General features: G+C 63.5%; 15 protein-coding genes. 11 read left to right on the plus strand and 4 right to left on the minus strand.

Annotation, left to right across the window (positions count from 1 at the left end; genetic code table 11):
• Window positions 1-44 precede the first annotated feature (44 nt).
• Window positions 45-257, minus strand: coding sequence for a hypothetical protein (locus ACELLULO517_RS12670; RefSeq protein ID WP_227307762.1), 213 nt, complete (start codon window positions 255-257; stop codon window positions 45-47).
• Window positions 258-562: 305 nt separating this feature from the next.
• Window positions 563-1,687: an MFS transporter gene (locus ACELLULO517_RS12675; protein WP_264481487.1), complete on the minus strand. Its 1,125-nt coding sequence runs from the start codon at window positions 1,685-1,687 to the stop codon at window positions 563-565.
• Between ACELLULO517_RS12675 and ACELLULO517_RS12680 the strand changes: the two genes are divergently transcribed.
• Complete coding sequence (locus ACELLULO517_RS12680; protein ID WP_227307764.1) at window positions 1,628-2,542, plus strand: GntR family transcriptional regulator; 915 nt, start codon at window positions 1,628-1,630, stop codon at window positions 2,540-2,542. The two genes, ACELLULO517_RS12675 and ACELLULO517_RS12680, sit on opposite strands and share 60 nt — an antisense overlap.
• Before the next feature lie 42 nt (window positions 2,543-2,584).
• On the opposite strand, the gene ACELLULO517_RS12685 is transcribed toward ACELLULO517_RS12680, so the two are convergent.
• A complete protein-coding gene (locus ACELLULO517_RS12685) occupies window positions 2,585-3,466 on the minus strand; it encodes a LysR family transcriptional regulator (RefSeq protein WP_227307765.1) in 882 nt (293 codons plus the stop codon).
• Between the two features lie 214 nt (window positions 3,467-3,680).
• Between ACELLULO517_RS12685 and ACELLULO517_RS12690 the strand changes: the two genes are divergently transcribed.
• The 6 genes from ACELLULO517_RS12690 (at window position 3,681) to ACELLULO517_RS12715 (ending at window position 9,835) form a co-directional block, all read left to right on the plus strand.
• Window positions 3,681-4,382 carry a molybdate ABC transporter substrate-binding protein gene (locus tag ACELLULO517_RS12690; protein ID WP_227307766.1) on the plus strand — a complete coding sequence of 234 codons (702 nt, stop codon included), beginning with the start codon at window positions 3,681-3,683 and terminating at the stop codon, window positions 4,380-4,382.
• 100 nt (window positions 4,383-4,482) lie between these two features.
• On the plus strand, window positions 4,483-5,784 hold the full coding sequence (locus tag ACELLULO517_RS12695) for an MFS transporter (RefSeq protein WP_227307767.1): 1,302 nt from the start codon (window positions 4,483-4,485) through the stop codon (window positions 5,782-5,784).
• A gap of 2 nt (window positions 5,785-5,786) precedes the next feature.
• Window positions 5,787-6,494, plus strand: a complete 708-nt coding sequence (locus ACELLULO517_RS12700) for an aspartate/glutamate racemase family protein (RefSeq protein ID WP_227307768.1) — start codon at window positions 5,787-5,789, stop codon at window positions 6,492-6,494.
• On the plus strand, window positions 6,491-7,762 hold the full coding sequence (otnK, locus tag ACELLULO517_RS12705; protein WP_227307769.1) for a 3-oxo-tetronate kinase: 1,272 nt from the start codon (window positions 6,491-6,493) through the stop codon (window positions 7,760-7,762). Before ACELLULO517_RS12700 ends, otnK begins: the two co-directional genes overlap by 4 nt.
• A complete protein-coding gene (gene otnC, locus ACELLULO517_RS12710) occupies window positions 7,759-8,406 on the plus strand; it encodes a 3-oxo-tetronate 4-phosphate decarboxylase (RefSeq protein ID WP_227307770.1) in 648 nt (215 codons plus the stop codon). The genes otnK and otnC overlap by 4 nt, the downstream gene beginning before the upstream one ends.
• 34 nt (window positions 8,407-8,440) lie before the next feature.
• Window positions 8,441-9,835 carry an MFS transporter gene (locus ACELLULO517_RS12715; RefSeq protein ID WP_227307771.1) on the plus strand — a complete coding sequence of 465 codons (1,395 nt, stop codon included), beginning with the start codon at window positions 8,441-8,443 and terminating at the stop codon, window positions 9,833-9,835.
• Window positions 9,836-9,868: 33 nt separating this feature from the next.
• On the opposite strand, the gene ACELLULO517_RS12720 is transcribed toward ACELLULO517_RS12715, so the two are convergent.
• Window positions 9,869-11,248 (minus strand): aminotransferase-like domain-containing protein, encoded by a 1,380-nt coding sequence (locus tag ACELLULO517_RS12720; protein WP_227307772.1) that lies wholly within the window; start codon window positions 11,246-11,248, stop codon window positions 9,869-9,871.
• Window positions 11,249-11,407: 159 nt separating this feature from the next.
• Here ACELLULO517_RS12720 and ACELLULO517_RS12725 point away from each other — a divergent pair, with 159 nt between their 5' ends.
• Genes ACELLULO517_RS12725 through ACELLULO517_RS12740 form a run of 4 tightly spaced genes read left to right on the plus strand, consistent with a single transcriptional unit; the run spans window position 11,408 to window position 15,383 of the window.
• Window positions 11,408-12,694: a hydroxymethylglutaryl-CoA reductase, degradative gene (locus ACELLULO517_RS12725; RefSeq protein WP_227307773.1), complete on the plus strand. Its 1,287-nt coding sequence runs from the start codon at window positions 11,408-11,410 to the stop codon at window positions 12,692-12,694.
• Between the two features lie 60 nt (window positions 12,695-12,754).
• On the plus strand, window positions 12,755-13,699 hold the full coding sequence (locus ACELLULO517_RS12730; protein ID WP_227307774.1) for an SMP-30/gluconolactonase/LRE family protein: 945 nt from the start codon (window positions 12,755-12,757) through the stop codon (window positions 13,697-13,699).
• 14 nt (window positions 13,700-13,713) lie between these two features.
• Window positions 13,714-14,460 (plus strand): SDR family NAD(P)-dependent oxidoreductase, encoded by a 747-nt coding sequence (locus ACELLULO517_RS12735; RefSeq protein ID WP_227307775.1) that lies wholly within the window; start codon window positions 13,714-13,716, stop codon window positions 14,458-14,460.
• Between the two features lie 41 nt (window positions 14,461-14,501).
• On the plus strand, window positions 14,502-15,383 hold the full coding sequence (locus ACELLULO517_RS12740) for an isocitrate lyase/PEP mutase family protein (protein ID WP_227307776.1): 882 nt from the start codon (window positions 14,502-14,504) through the stop codon (window positions 15,381-15,383).
• The last annotated feature ends 29 nt before the right edge of the window (window positions 15,384-15,412 follow it).

The following is a 15,412-nucleotide window of genomic DNA, read 5'->3' on the forward strand; positions in this document are numbered from 1 at the left end:
GCGGCATGTGGTTGGCCGCGTCGGTTGCCGCGGCCCGACTCGCATCATTTCTTCTCGGAACGGGCTTTCCAGAAGGTCATGTCAGCTTCTTTGGTGAACATGACCCTGGCCCCCGTGGCCCCCAGGCTGACGCGAATATTGCCGCCATTGCGCTCGCGGTGATCGGCGGTCCAGGACTGGAACTTCGGATCATCCGCCGTCATTCCCTTAAATTCGAGAACGCCCACGACCTCGTCCTGCTTCCGACGTTTCACCATGTCATGATCCTCATTCTGTCGTGCGGACCGTCTCACGGCAGCAAGCGAGCGGCCAGCGAGCCGTCCGGCGTTACGGGCGTGGGCGGTGCGTGAAGGCAAATCTGTCTGGCAGCGGCCTTGAAGGACGGCGGCAACAGCGCGGCAGGACAGTCACTTGCGCACCGAAGCTTCGCCGCGCGATCGCAGGCTCTTCGGGCGGAGCTTTAGCCCAGCTTCAGAAACCGCACAAGTTGGGCCGTTTTCAGGCCGTGCCGGGTCATCCGTTTGCCTGGGCGGCAGCGGTCTATCGACGGGACGGGGGACGTCTATCGCTTTTTCAACAAGCCGATAACCTGCCAATTATAGGCGGCGCCGAACAGGAGCAGCAGGCAGGTGCCAAGGAATACGGCCCGCATGCCGATATGGCCGCCGATCAATCCTCCGACCAGGGGGCCGGCCACCTGTCCCGCGAATTGCGCAGAAAGCGAATAGCCCATGATGGCCCCGACGCTGCGATCGGGGACATTGTGGCGGATGACGGCGGCGATGCAGGGCAGCAGACCACCCAAGGCCAGACCCATGCAGAAGCGCAGAAGGATGAGTTGCCAGCCCGCGGTGACAAAGGCCTGGGGAATGAGCAAGAGGCCTGCCAAGGTCAGCGCCAGGACGATCACGATCGGATGGCCGATCCTGTCCGCGAGTTTGCCGAGCTGCGACGCTGACAGAATACTGCCCAGGGCGGCGGCCGACATGACGAAGCCGGCGACAACCGTGACGCGTCTGGGATCATCGATCAGGCTGCCGACATAGACGGTGATGATCGGCTCTATGGACATATTGGCGAACATCAACAGCATGCCCGTGCCGAGCATGATGGCGACGACCTTTTTATGCGGGATCTGCGACCATCCGCCCTTGGGTCGGGTTTTGGAAACACCGGGAGCGGACGGTGGCTCTCGGATCAAAAACAGCGTCGCCAGGAAGGCCAGGAAGATGAGGGCGCCCGCCCCCCAGAAGGTCGCGCGGATGCCGATCACCGGCGGCAATGCGCCGCCGACCAGAGGGCCGAGCAGATTGCCGGCCATGACGCCGGAGGAGAGCATGCCGAGCGCCCAGGCGGAGCGGGCTTTCGGCGTCTGCACCGCGACCAGGATGGTCGAGCCCGAGGCATAGCCGCCGGCGATGCCGGCAAGGAGCCGCAATCCCACGAGTTGCCAGATATTCGTCGACAGGCCGATCAGCGACATGGTCACCGCCATGCCGAGACTGGCGCGGACCAGCATGAGCTTGCGGCCGAAGCGGTCGCCGAGATGGCCCCAAAGCGGGGCCGTCAGCCCCGCCGTGATGAAGGTCGCGCTATAGGCCAGGCCAGAAAATTGCACGATTGCGGCATGGCCCCGCACGCCGAGCTGGGCGACGTAGATCGGCAGGAAGGGCAGAAGGAGGGTCATCGCAAACACGGTTGCGAAGGAGCCGAAAACGCAGACGGCGAGATTGCGTCGCCAGTAGACGTTGTGATCCGTTTGCATCAGGACTTCTTCGGTCTTGTGTCGCACATTGTCTGGCGTCCCATTTTGGTATACCAAGATGGTCGACATAAGATAGGGATCGGCTTTCTGTCAATTGAGGGGGATTGGGCTGAAATCGTGACGCAGATGCAGGAGATGGAGGACAAGCTGCGCCGGATGATTCTCGACATGGAGATCGGTCCCGGCGAGCGGTTGACCGAGCGCTGGGTCGAAGGGCAATTGGGCGCTTCCCGGACGTCGGTACGGACCGCCTTGTTTCGGTTGGAAGCGGAAGGGCTTGTCAGCCGGGACGGGCGTGGCTGGATCGTGCCGCCCATCGACCTGGAAGAGATCGACCAGCTTTTTACCTATCGCGCGGTGCTTGAGACCGCGGCGATCAGGCTCGGTGGCGCCAAGGCGCATGCGAGCGATCTAAACGACATAGAAGCCGTGCTGGATTCGGTCGATGCCGACGCCTCTCCCGATCTGGCGCACCGGGCGGGCCAGGACTTTCATGTCAGGATCGCGCGCCTTTCCGGCAACGACTTCATCACCCGCGCTGTCTCGGATGCCATGACACGCCTGTCACGCGTGCGTTGGCTTGAAAGCAATCCGAAGCACCGTGGTTGGGACGAGCATCGCGCGGTGCTGAATGCCATACGCGACAAAGAAATTGATCTCGCAATAAAATTGATCGAGGCCCATATAATCGATACGCGAGATCGGCTCATTGCCAGCCTTCAAGGCAGCCGACGCAGTCTGCGCGCGCGGGGGATCGGGCTTAAAGCCGAGACCTGAAGCCCTTGGCCGCTGGCGCGGGACCGGCAGTCTGTGCGCGCCTCACGCAGGGACCTCGGCCAGCACAATCTTTTCCGCCTCACCGACGAAGCGCCGGATCAGCGGCAGGGCATTGCTGGCGCGCGACCAGGCGATGCCGATCTCACGCTCCGGGGCGTCAGGCAGAACAAGCTTGCGCAGGCGAATGCCTTCGGGCCAGGGCGACATCCAATCGGGCACGACGGCGACACCGACGCCGAGGCTGACCAGGCGGGCGATCGCTTCCAGAGAGTTCAGCTCATAAAGCTCGGCCAGCCAAAGCTTGTGCTTGCGAAGCCAACCATCGACCAGCCGCCCGCCCCAATAGTTACGGTCATAGCGGATGAAGGGATATTGCCGGAGCAGCTGCATGGGATCCTCGCCCGTGCTGTCCTCGGGCGCCAGCAGCACCATCTTCTCGCGCCGCAGGACGTGCCAGTCCGTATCCTTGGGCAGATAGAATTGCGGTCGCGTGATGATCGCCAGATCGATCTCGCGGTCGCGGACCGCCTGATAGAGCTGGCCGGAAACATCGGTCAGGATGCGGATCTCGATCCGGGGGAAATTCCGGTGCATCGCGTGCAGCGTGCCGGGCAGGATGCCGAGCAATACGCTTTGCACGACGCCGATCCGCAGGAGGCCGCTATCGAGATCGCTGGCGGCGGCGGATTTCAGATCGCGTTCGGCCGCGAGCAGTCGGTGGATGTCGGTCAGCGCGGCCGTGGCGGCGGGGCTCGGGCGCATGGCATGCCCCGCACGCAGGATCAGCGGCTGGCCGATTTCGTCCTCCAGCGCCTTGATACGCTGAACGACGGCCGAGGGCGTGATGTTCATCCGCCGCGCCGTCTCGGAGATCGACCCGGTTTCAATGACGGTGATCAGGGTCTGCAGGAAGCGGGTTTCCATGGTTTTTCGACCCTATCCCGACTGGCGATCCTGCCGGTGCATTCGCCTGAGCCTAAAGCGGTTTGAACTTTAAGGAAATCTGAATTTCGAAAGCGATAATACGCATATTCCCTTGGGTTTGTCTTCCGTGGGAGACAACACCCTGGCCAAGTGACGGCAGGGTCGGTCCACCGATCCGTCGCCATCGGCACAAAAACAAAGATCCGGGGGATGCATGAGCGACGCGCAGACGACACTGAGAATCTTCAGCGGCCTGGCCGTGCGCGCGGCTTTCGACGATGGGCTGCTGGACGCCTTCGAACGCTCCGGCATTGCGGTCGATGTGGCCTGGAATCCGACCACCGTTATCGAGGCGAAGATCGCCCGTGGCGAGACTGCCGATCTGATCATCGCGACGACCGGGTCCATCCAGAAGCTGGTCGATAAGGGTGTGGTTGACGGCGATAGCTGCCAGCCGCTCGTCGACGCCTGTCTGGGCGTCGCCGTCGCCCAGGGCGCGCCGAAGCCCCGGATCGGCTCCACGGTCGAATTCTTCTCGGCGCTGAAGAACGCGCGTTCCGTTGCCTGGTCGCTCGGTGGGCAGAGCGGGATCTATCTTGAGACGCTGCTGGCCGGGCAGGGGCTGCTGGATGAGGTCAAGGCGCGCGCCTCGACGATCCCCGAAGGCTTCACCGCCGAACAGATCGTCAAGGGCGATGCCGACCTGGCCATACAGCAGGTCAGCGAGTTGATGGTCGTGAAGGGTGTCGACATCGTCGGCCCCTTTCCCGAGGAGCTGCAGACCTGGACGCCGTTCCGGATCGGCATTTTCACCCAGTCCGCGAACAAGGAAGCGGCGGAAGCCTTCATCGCTTTCCTGCAAGGCGCCGAGGCACAGGACAGTTTCCTGCGCAACGGCGTCAGACTGGCCGCCTGACGGGGATGACGCGGCCGAAACCAAAAAGGCGCGTCATTTAACGGCAACCGACGTCCGGGACAACGGACCAAAAAAGACTTAGCTGGAGGACAGGAAACCCGTGGCCCAAGCGGATACCGGAGGACAGGTCGCGGCGCCGAGCCGTGGCTTCGCATATGAGGCGAAACTGATGTTCACCACGACCGGCGGTCGTGTGGTGCTGCTGGTGTCGCTCTGCTATCTGCTGAACATGATCGACCGCAATGTCGTGTCGATCGCGGCCCCTGCGATCAGCGCGGAATTTGGCCTGTCGAAAACCGAGATGGGCCTGGCCTTCTCGATCTTTGGCGTTGCCTACCTGCTGCAGACCCCGGCCGGCTGGGTCTGCGACCGCTTCGGCCCGCGCGTCGGTCTGACCCTCTTCGGCCTCATCTGGATGGTCGCCATCCTGATCTGCGGTCTGGCGCCCAGCCTGGGCGTGCTGATCCTGGGCCGCGCGCTGCTGGGTCTGGGTGAGGCCGCAACCTCCCCCGCCATCACCCGTGTGATCGCCGATTGGACGCCACCGACCCGGCGCGGTTTCGTGATCGGACTGACCCATAGTTTCATTTCCCTGGGCAATACGGCAGCCCCGCCGCTGATGGCCTTTCTGATGGGCTATTTGGCCTGGCGCGGTGCTTTTCTGGTGCTCGCCGCCGTGACGCTGGTCTGGGTGGTCTGGTGGTATGTGGTTTATCGCGACGACCCGCGCGATGCGAAGGGCGTGACCGCCGCCGAACTGGCGCAATTGTCCAGGCCGCGCAGTGCCAAGGCCAAGGCGCCCTGGGGGCCGCTGACCAAGGCGATGCTGGCCGCGACCTTCATCTATCTTTGCGTCAGCGCGTCATTCTGGACCTTCTGGACCTGGCTGCCCTCCTATTTCTTCGAGACCTATCATCTCAATCTGAAAAGCTCCGCCATCTTCACGCTCAGCGTGCTGTTCGCGGGTGTTTTCGGCGATATTTTCGGCGGCTGGACCAGTGACGCGATCTTCCGCAAGACGGGCAATATCCGCCTGGCGCGCAGCGGGTTCGTGGCCTGCACCATGACGCTGGCCGCTATCTCGGTCGCCCCGGTGCTTGTTCTGAAAGACGTGAACCATGCCGCGATGGCCTTGGCGGCGGGCTTCTTCTTTACCCGCGCCTCGGTCTCTCCGCTCTGGGCCGTCTGCACCGATATCGCGCCGGGCTGGGCGGGGTCGGCCGGCGGCATCCTGAATACCGGCTCGGCGGTTTCCGCGATCATCGCGCCGCTGGCCTTCGGCTTCATTGCCGACGCGACCGGCAATCTGTCGACGCCTTTCGTCGCCTCGATCGCGCTTCTGCTGCTGGGTGCAGTGCTGACCATCTGGATGCGGCCTGACCGGCAGTTGCAGGGAGCTTAGTCATGGCGAAACCGAGAATCGTATTGCTGCACGCGACCCCGGTCGCCATGGACCCCATCGGCCGGGCGATGGCCGCCCTTTGGCCCGAGGCGGAGGCGGTGAACCTGCTCGATGACGGGTTGAGCATCGACCGCGCCGAGGAGGGTGAAACGCTGTCGGCCGCGCTGACCGGGCGCTTTCTGACGCTCGGCGATTATGCCGTCGGGCCGATGCATGCGGCCGGAATTCTGGCCACCTGCTCGGCCTTCGGTCCCGCGCTCGACCAGCTGAAGGCCAAATTGCCGGTGCCGGTGGTCAAGCCGAACGAACCGATGTTCCGGGCCGCGCTCGCGTCCGGCCGGCGGATTGCGATGCTCGCAACCTTCGCCCCGGCGGTCGCGAGTATGGAGGAGGAGTTTCGCGGTCTGGCCGCGGACCTGCGCCCCGGTGCTTCGCTGACCAGCATCGTCGTGCCGGGGGCGATCGCGGCTTTGCGCGCGGGCGACGCCGAGACCCATAACCGCCTGGTTGCCGCGGCCGCCGCCGGGCTGGACGATTTCGACGCCATCATGCTCGCCCATTTCTCAACCTCGCGGGCGCTGGAAGCGGTGCGTGCCGCGACCGATATTCCGGTTTTCGCCGCGCCCGAAGCGGCGGTCGCGGCGATGAGAGCGGCGGTGGAGGCAGCCTTCGCCGACTATGACGCAGAGAAAGGCCCAGTCACACGATGACGGTTCTTGGTTGTATTGCCGATGATTTTACGGGTGCGACCGATCTTGCGGGGCTGCTCGCACGGTCTGGGGTCAGGGTCAGGCTGCATACGGGCCTGCCCGAGGCAGCGCCGGGGGCAGACACTGCCGCTTTCGAGGTGATCGCGCTGAAGATCCGCACGGCGCCGGTTGAGGTGGCGGTGGCCGAGGCACGAGCGGCGCTCGATTGGCTGAAGCGGGCCGGGGCGACGCGCTTCTTCTGGAAATATTGCTCGACCTTCGATTCGACGGCCAAGGGCAATATCGGCCCTGTGGCGGAGGCGTTGATGGCCGATCTTGGCATCGGCGGCACGATCTATTGCCCGGCCTTTCCCGAAAACGGCCGGCGGGTCTTCATGGGCAATCTGTTCGTGCAGCAACAGCCTTTGGCCGAAAGCCCGATGAAGGACCATCCCTTGACGCCGATGCGCGACAGCAACCTGATGCGGCTGCTGGAACCGCAGGTGACGGCGCCCGTGCATCTGGCGGACCGCACCCAAGTCGCCCTGGGTGCTGCGGCGCTGCGTGCCCGGATCGACGCGCTGATGGGGGAAGGCCGCGCGCATGTCGTGGTCGATGCGGTCGATAACGGCGATCTGCGCGTGGTCGCCGAGGCCTGCCGCGATATGGTGCTGATGACCGGCGGCTCGGCTTTGGCGATGCCCTTGCCGAGCCTCTATCTCGCGGACGGCACACTGTCTGCGGATGCGGAAAAGGCGGCGAAACCTGTGCTCGGTCGTGGTGCGGTGGTGCTGTCAGGCAGTGCGTCCGCGATGACCAATGCGCAGGTGGCCGATTATCTGGGTCGCGGCGGTCCCGCTTTGCAGCTCGATCCGCTGGACCTGGCCGAGAACGGCCATGGCGCTGGGCTCGACTGGTTGGCCGCGCAGGATCTGGCGCGCGCCCCGCTGATCTATGCGACTGCCAAGCCCGACCGGGTGCGCGCCGTGCAGGAGACGCTGGGCGTCGAGAAAGCCGGTGCGATCGTCGAGGCAGCGCTGGCGGCCCTGGCCGTGCGGGCGCGGGATCTGGGCGCGTCGCGCATCGTCGTGGCCGGGGGCGAGACCTCGGGCGCGGTCACGAAGGCGCTTGGCGTCACGCAGATGGATATCGGTCCCGAAATCGCGCCCGGCGTGCCCTGGTGCTTCTGCCGTTCTGGCGGCTATCAGATCGCGCTCACCCTCAAGTCAGGGAATTTCGGCAAGGTCAGTTTCTTTGCCGATGCCCTCGGCCTGCTGGAGGTCGCATGAGCGCGGAGGCGAAGCTGCGCGAGCAGATGTGCCTGCTGGCGAAGTCGATCTTCGATCGGGGGCTGACCGGCGGATCGACCGGCAATATCTCGGCCCGGACGCCGGACGGCGGGCTGCTGGTGAGCCCGACGGGATCGAGCTTTGGCAGGCTGGACCCCGCCCGGCTCAGCCGGTTCGACGTATCGGGCCGGCTGATCGCGGGTGACAAGCCCACGAAGGAGATGCCGCTTCATGCGGCCTTCTATGAAACGCGCGCGGCGACGGGCGCGGTGGTGCATCTGCATTCCTGCCATTCGGTTGCCTTGTCCATGCTGCCGGAGACGGACCCCGACAATTTTCTGCCGCCGCTGACGCCCTATGGCATCATGCGGCTCGGCAAGGTGGTTCTGCTGCCCTATTTCATGCCGGGCGATGCGGCGATGGGGGAGGCCGTGCGTGGTCTGGCGGGACGGCGCTCCGCCGTCATGCTGGCCAATCACGGTCCCGTGGTCGCGGGTAAGGATGTCGAGGCAGCGTGCAATGCGATCGAGGAGCTGGAGGATACCGCCCGGCTCGCGATTTTGACGCGCGGCCTGTCACCCCGCATGCTGACCGAGGCGCAGATCCAGGCGCTGGTGACGACGTTTGCGCCCGATTGGGATTGAGCCGCGTCACGCGATCCCTGTGAAGCGAAGCCCGATGTCAGCGATGCCGCCAGATAGCCAATCTTCCGCGGCCGACGGGCTGGCGAAATCCGCGCGCCTTCGGGCCATGACGGCGGTGGCGACGGCGGTCTTGCTGTCGGCGCTGGACTACACCGTGGTCAATGTCGCCATGCCCAGTATCGGGCATGACGTCCATGCGAGCGATTCCGCCGCGATATGGATCATCAACGCCTATCAGGTCACCAGCCTTGTCGCTTTGCTGCCGGTGGCGTCGCTGGGCGAGAAATTCGGCCATGCGCGGATGTGCCGCATCGGCCTGGTTCTGTTCGTCCTGGCCTCGCTGCTATGCGCTGCCTCTCAGTCCCTGCCGGAACTTGCCTTGGCCAGAGCGCTGCAAGGATTGGGCAGCGCCTGCATATTGGGTGTGAATGCGGCGCTGATCCGGTTTATCTACCCGGCGCGGATCCTGGGTCGGGGCATCGCCTTGAACGCCCTGGTCATCGCGCTCGGCACTGCCTTGGGACCATCCGTTGCCGCCGCCGTCCTGTCCTTCGCCAGTTGGAAATGGCTGTTTCTGATCAATCTGCCCTTGGGCGGCCTGGCCATGTATTTTGCGGCGACCGCTTTGCCGGCGACGCCCAGGGCGCGCGTCACATTCGATTGGCAGAGTGCCGTTCTGCTGGCGATCGGCCTGGTGGCACTCGTCGCCGGGGGCGATAATTTTGCGCAAGGCAAGGGCGGCGTCTTCGGGTTTCTGTTGCTGGCACTCAGCTTTGTCAGCCTAGGCCTTATGGTGAGAATGCAACTCGCCCGTTCGCACCCCCTGCTGCCGGTGGATCTTTTGGCGCGGCCGGACTTCGCCATTGCCTTCACGACCAGCGTTCTGGCCTTCATCGCGTCCAATTTCTTCATCATCTCGATGCCCTTCAATCTTGCCAATGTGCTGCATCGAAACCCGGTGGAGACCGGCCTTATCATCACGGCCTGGCCGGTCGCGATCGTGCTGACCGCGCCTTTGGTCGGCCGGCTGGCGGATCGCTATCCCGCCGCCACCTTGACGTCATTGGGCATGGTGATCGTCAGCCTGGGCTTTCTTCTGCTGTGTTTTCTGCCGGCCCATCCGAGCGATATCGACATTGTCTGGCGGATCGCGCTCGCCGGCTGCGGATTTTCCCTGGTGCAGCCGCCGAATAACCGGGCGATGCTGACGGCCGCGCCGAAGCACCGGATTTCCGGCGCCAGCGGCATGATCTCCGTCTCCCGATTGTCCGGCCAGACATTCGGCGGCATGCTGGTGGCGCTGACCTTGGGCCTGGTCCATTCGTCACCGAACAAGACCTGCCTGGCGCTTGCCGCCTTGGCCGCTTTCACCGGTGCGGCGTTGAGCTTCAGCCGCGTCTTTTTCGAGACGGGCCGGCAAATCGGGTGACATAACAAATGCGGCCGCACGTCGGGTCAAACTTCAGGCCGTCAGCCGGTCGCCGAGCCAGCGCAGAAACGTGGGGTCGCTGCCATAGGCGACGTTGATGCGCATCGTCGTCGCATCCTCGCCCGAGACGGAAAAGGCGCGGGCGGGCGCGATGAAGATCCCGTTTTTTGCCGCATCGGCGACAAGGTCGACCTCCGCCGCGCGATCCCTGGCATGGAGCCAGAGATAGAATCCGGTATTCGCCGGCCGTGCAATCTGGAAGCCTAGCCCTTCCAAACCCTCGATCGTTTTCGCGACGGCCTCGGCGAGGCGAAGCGTCAGCCGGCGCAGGTGCCGCAGATAATGCCCTTGTTCCATCAGCGCATGGATGAGCCGCTCATTATGGGCTGAGGTCGAGACCATGGTGACGACCGCAAGTTCAGTGAGTTCGTCCGTACGGCTGCGGCTGGCCGCGATATAGCCGGAGCGGAAGCTGCCCGCGAGCGTCTTCGAAAACGATCCGATATAGATCACCCGTTCGAGTTGATCGAGCGAGGCCAGCCTTGGTGTCGCATAGGGCAGGATATCGGCGAAAGGATCGTCTTCGATGATGAGCATATCCTCGGACGCCGCCGCCTTCAGCAAGGCGAAGGCGCGGGCCAAGGTGATGGACCCACCCGTGGGATTATGCGCGAGCGACTGGGTGAAAAAAAGCAGGGCGCCGCTGCTGCGGGCCTTGGCGACGAAATCATCCACATCCGGCCCGTCATGCTGCCGCCGGACGCCGATGATGCGGGCACCGGCTATGTGGAGCTTGGAAAAGAGCGGGTAATAGCCGGGCTCATCGACGAGCACCGCGTCACCCGGACGCACATAGCTGCGAATGATGAGATCCATGGCGTGATTGGCACCATGGGTCATCAAAATCTGGTCGGGCGTGCAGTCAATGCCGCGCTCACCCAAGGTGCCGCACAGACGCTCGCGCAGCAGTGGAAAGCCGCGTGCCGTATTGTAGTTATAGGCTTCCGGTGAGGTCAGCTTGATGGCGGAGAGGGCGCGTCGCAATTGCGCGTCCCCCAGCCAATCGGCAGGCAGGCGTCCGTCACCGGGGCGGATGAGCAGGCGCCGCTCCAACTGCTCCGTCAGGAGGGCCGCACCGTTCGGGATGCCGGCGAAGGGCGAGATCTTGCTGCGGACGGGTGCTGCCGCACCGCGGCTGACGTAATAGCCCGATCCCGGCCGGGATTGCAGAACGCCTTGCGCCACGAGGCGGATATAGGCGTCCACCACGGTATTCTTTGCGACGCCGAGGAGTTGTGCCTCGTCACGGATGGAACGCACGCGGTCACCCGGTCTCAGCACACCGGTCGCGATCTGTTGCAGGATGCCCTGAGCGACGAGATCGATCTTCGAGCCGGGCAGACCGCTGTCCATATTGTACCCCTTTTTTGTCTGGTACGGAGGCCACCAGTTTCTGCAAATCTGTCTCTGTCACACTCTTAGGCGCTCTCCTACATAGGAGGAAAGGCCGGTTCGCGGTCAGTGGGAGAAATTGGCCGGGAAGGCTGTCCCAAAATCCAAGGGAGCGCCGCTATGCAGCCAGAGACTATCAAGACCCAGCAACCGGATCTGACGGGTGCCGCGCCTGCCGCGCGGCTTCATCAAGTGGCGGCCTTTGCGGGCCTGTCGGCCGATCAGACCGCCCATCTGGCGCAGCCCTCCAATATCGAGCGCTCGATCGCGGACCATATGATCGAGAATATGGTCACGACCCTTGCGATTCCGGTGGGCGTCGCGACTGGCTTGCTGGTCGACGGTCAGGAAGTGATGGTGCCGCTCGCGATCGAGGAGACCTCGATCGTCAGTTTCGTGACGGACTCGGCGCGGAAGTGCCGTCCGGCCGGCGGGATCACAACCTCGATGTCCGGCACGGTGATGATCGCCCAGATCCAACTGGTCCATGTGCCCGATCCTTACCGCACCAGGACCCTGATCCTGGAACGTCGGGATGAGATCGGCGCGCTATGCGATGCCTGCGACCCGACCCTTTTGCGAATGGGTGGCGGCTTTCGGGATATCGAGGTTCGCATCATCGATACTGCGGCCGGGCCCATGGTCGTGCTGCATCTTCTGATCGATACCCGCGACGCCATGGGCGCGAATACGGTCAATACCATGGCGGAGGCGGTGGCGCCCCGGCTGAAGGAATGGACCGGGGCGCAGCCGCTGCTGCGTATCTTGTCCAATCTCGCTGACCGGCGCTTGGCGCGCGCGCACGCGACCTGGCGCCCCGCGGATATCGGCGGGGAGGCTGTGCGCGACGCGATCGTTTTGGCTTACCGCTTCGCCGATGCGGACCCTTACCGCGCGACGACCAACAATAAGGGCATCATGAACGGCATATCGGCCGTTGTGCTCGCGACCGGAAACGATACCCGCGCGGTGGAAGCCGGCGCCCATGCCTATGCCGCCAGGAGCGGCCGTTACCGCAGCCTGTCGCAATGGGAGGTCGACGCCGAGGGCAATCTGTGCGGCTCGATCGAATTGCCGATGGCCGTGGGCCTGGTCGGCGGGGCGACGCGCACGCATCCGACGGCGCGGGTGTTGCTGGCCATTACCGGCGCCAAGACGGCCGAGGGACTGGCGCGTATCATCGCGGCGGTCGGGCTGGTGCAGAATTTCGGTGCCCTGCATGCGCTGACGACGGACGGCATTCAGAAAGGGCATATGGCCCGCCATGCCTCAAACGTCGCGATCGATGCCGGCGCGGTCGGGGAGGATGTGGCGCAGGTCGCACAGGAAATGATCGCGCGTCGTAGCATCAATGTGGAGACGGCAAAGGCCATTCTTGCCGAAAGGCAGAGCCAGCGCGCCGATTGAGCCGATAAGCAGGCCCCCAAGGCTTGCGCTAAAAACCAATAAAACAGGGAAACGCCAAGAATGACCAAGGGATTCGACAAGACACCGGACCTTCGCTTTGTGCCGATACCGCCTTCGGAGCAGGGGCTGCAAACCCTGACCGCCGAACCTTGGTTCAAGGTATCCGACAAGACGTTGCAGCTTGAGGGGCTTTGTTTCGACCGCGACGGCAACCTCGTTTTCTGCGATGTCTTCGGCGGCACGATCTTTCGGCTCGACCTGGCATCGATGGCCTTGAGCGAGGTCTACAAGGCGCCCCGCGAGATGCCGGCATCGGTCAAAGTACATCAGGACGGACGGCTTTTCGTCTGCTGTCTGGGTGATTTCGAGACCGGCCATATTTTCGCGATCAATCCGGACGGCAGCGGACGGGAGACGATCTTGGAAGGCTATGTCGCCGATGACATGGTCTTTGCGCCGGACGGGAGCTTCTATTTCACGCATTTCGTTGGAAAATCGACCGAACCGACCGGGGGCGTCTATCACGTCTCAGCGGACGGCAAGCAGGTGACGCCGATCCTGGAGAGGATGGCCGGCCCTAACGGCGTGGCACTTTCCAAGAATAATCGCGTCCTGTGGGTGACGGAGACGAATGCCAACCGCCTGCATCTGATCGAATTGAATGACGGCGGAACCTCGATCGCGCATTACGGCACCTGCGTGCCTTATCATTTCACCGGCTTTCATGGGCCGGATTCCTGCAGCATCGACGACGAGGACAACCTTTATGTCGCGATGTATTCGCAAGGGCGGGTGATGATCTTCAATCCGGGTGGCTATCCGATCGGGCAGGTTCTGATCCCCGGACGGGAAAAGGGGCAGCATCTGCGGACAACGCATCCGATGCTTATCCCCGGCAGCGATGATCTGATCATCTGCACCAATGACGGCGCCGGCGACCAGGGGTCATGGCTGTTCCGCAGCAAGGGTTTCGCCCAAGCCCATCAAAGCTTCCAGTTCAGCTGATCGAGAGTATCGCCATGCGATTGCAAAACCAGACTGCCGTTGTGACGGGTGCCGCGCGGGGCATCGGGTTTGCGATAGCGCAGCGTTTCCTGCGCGAGGGCGCGCAGGTGATGATTGCGGATCTTGACGGAGCGGCGGCGGCAGAGGCCGTGGCGCGGCTTGACGAGGAAGCGCCCGGCCGCAGTGCGGCGGTCGCCGTCGACGTGTCATCCAAGCCCGATTGCATGCGGATGATGGCAAGCGCCGCGGAGCGGTTCGGCGCTGTCGATATTCTGGTCTGCAATGCGGGCATCGTGCGGCGGGCCGCGCCGATCGAAGATATCGCGCCGGAGACATGGGACAAGGTGATTGGCGTGAACCTGATGGGATGCATCTATCCCACCCAGATTTTCGCGCCGATCGCCAAAGCCCGTGGCACCGGCAGGATCATCTATATGGCCTCGGTCGCGGGCGAGGTCGGTGGCGTCAGCGCGGAAATCACCTATTCCGTGACCAAGGCCGGCGTGCTTTGCCTGACCAAGGCGGTCGCCAAACAGCTTGCGCCGCATGGCATCACGGTCAATGCCATCGCGCCCGGCGCGGTGCGGACAGCGATGACGGATGTGCTGCAATATGATGCCTCGGTCCAGAAATCGATTCCGCTCGGCACCTACGGCGATGTCGAGGATATCGCGAGTGCCGCCGCCTATCTTGCTTCCGCCGATGCCAAATACGTGACGGGCGCGACGCTGGACGTGAACGGCGGCCTGTTCATGCGCTGATTTCGGCGCCCGATTTTTGCCAGATGAATGGAGTGACGCTTATGGATATGTACGAAAAGCGCGTGCGTCTGCGCCAGCTTGTCGCGGAACCCGACTGCACGCCTTTGATGGGCGCCTATGATGTGCTCAGCGCCAAGATCATCGAAAGCACGGGATTTCCGGTGCTTTATACCGGCAGCCTGGTCACGGGGGCGAGCGCTTTCGGCCTGCCCGATGTCGGGCTTGTCCAGCTTCATGACCTGCTCGGCCTGGCGCGGGAAATTGCCAAGGAAACCAATATTCCGATCGTCTGCGACGCGGATAGCGGCTGGTTCCATGCCGGCAATATCTGGCGGACGGTGCATGAATTCGAATCGGCCGGCGTCTCGGCCATTCATATCGAAGACCAGATTTTCGGCAAGCATACGACGCATGAGGCGATCCTGACCGATCCGGCAGAGATGGCCGAGCGCATCCGCGCCTGCTGCGACGCGCGGCGCGACCCCAATATGATGATCATCGCGCGAACCGATGCCTTGTATCTGCGCGACGATGTGGAGGACGCCATCGCCCGCGCCAATACCTATCTGGCCGCCGGCGCTGACGCCGCCTTCATGGTCTTCAAGGGCTCCGTGCGGTCGCTGGCCGAATTCAGGCATCGTATCAAGGGACCGCTGGCCATTACCAGCGTGGATTTCCAGGATTCGATGGCCGACGAAACCAAGGCTGGCGCCAATATGTCGGTCTATTGGCCTTTGACGATTTTCGCGGCCTTCAAGGCCGTGAAGCAGGTTTGCGAAAGCTTCTGGCGGGACCGGGACGCGACCAAGCTTCAGGAATATTGCTTCGACGAAGGCGCGCTCAACAAGATCATGCCTTATGAGCGCTTCTACGAGAATGTGGAAAAATACAACGTCCGTGAGAGTCTGGCGAAGCGCGGCTGATCTGGCGCAGGACAGGCGAAAGGGAAGGG

Source organism: Acidisoma cellulosilyticum, assembly GCF_020621385.1.
GTDB classification, from domain to species: Bacteria; Pseudomonadota; Alphaproteobacteria; order Acetobacterales; family Acetobacteraceae; genus Acidisoma; species Acidisoma cellulosilyticum.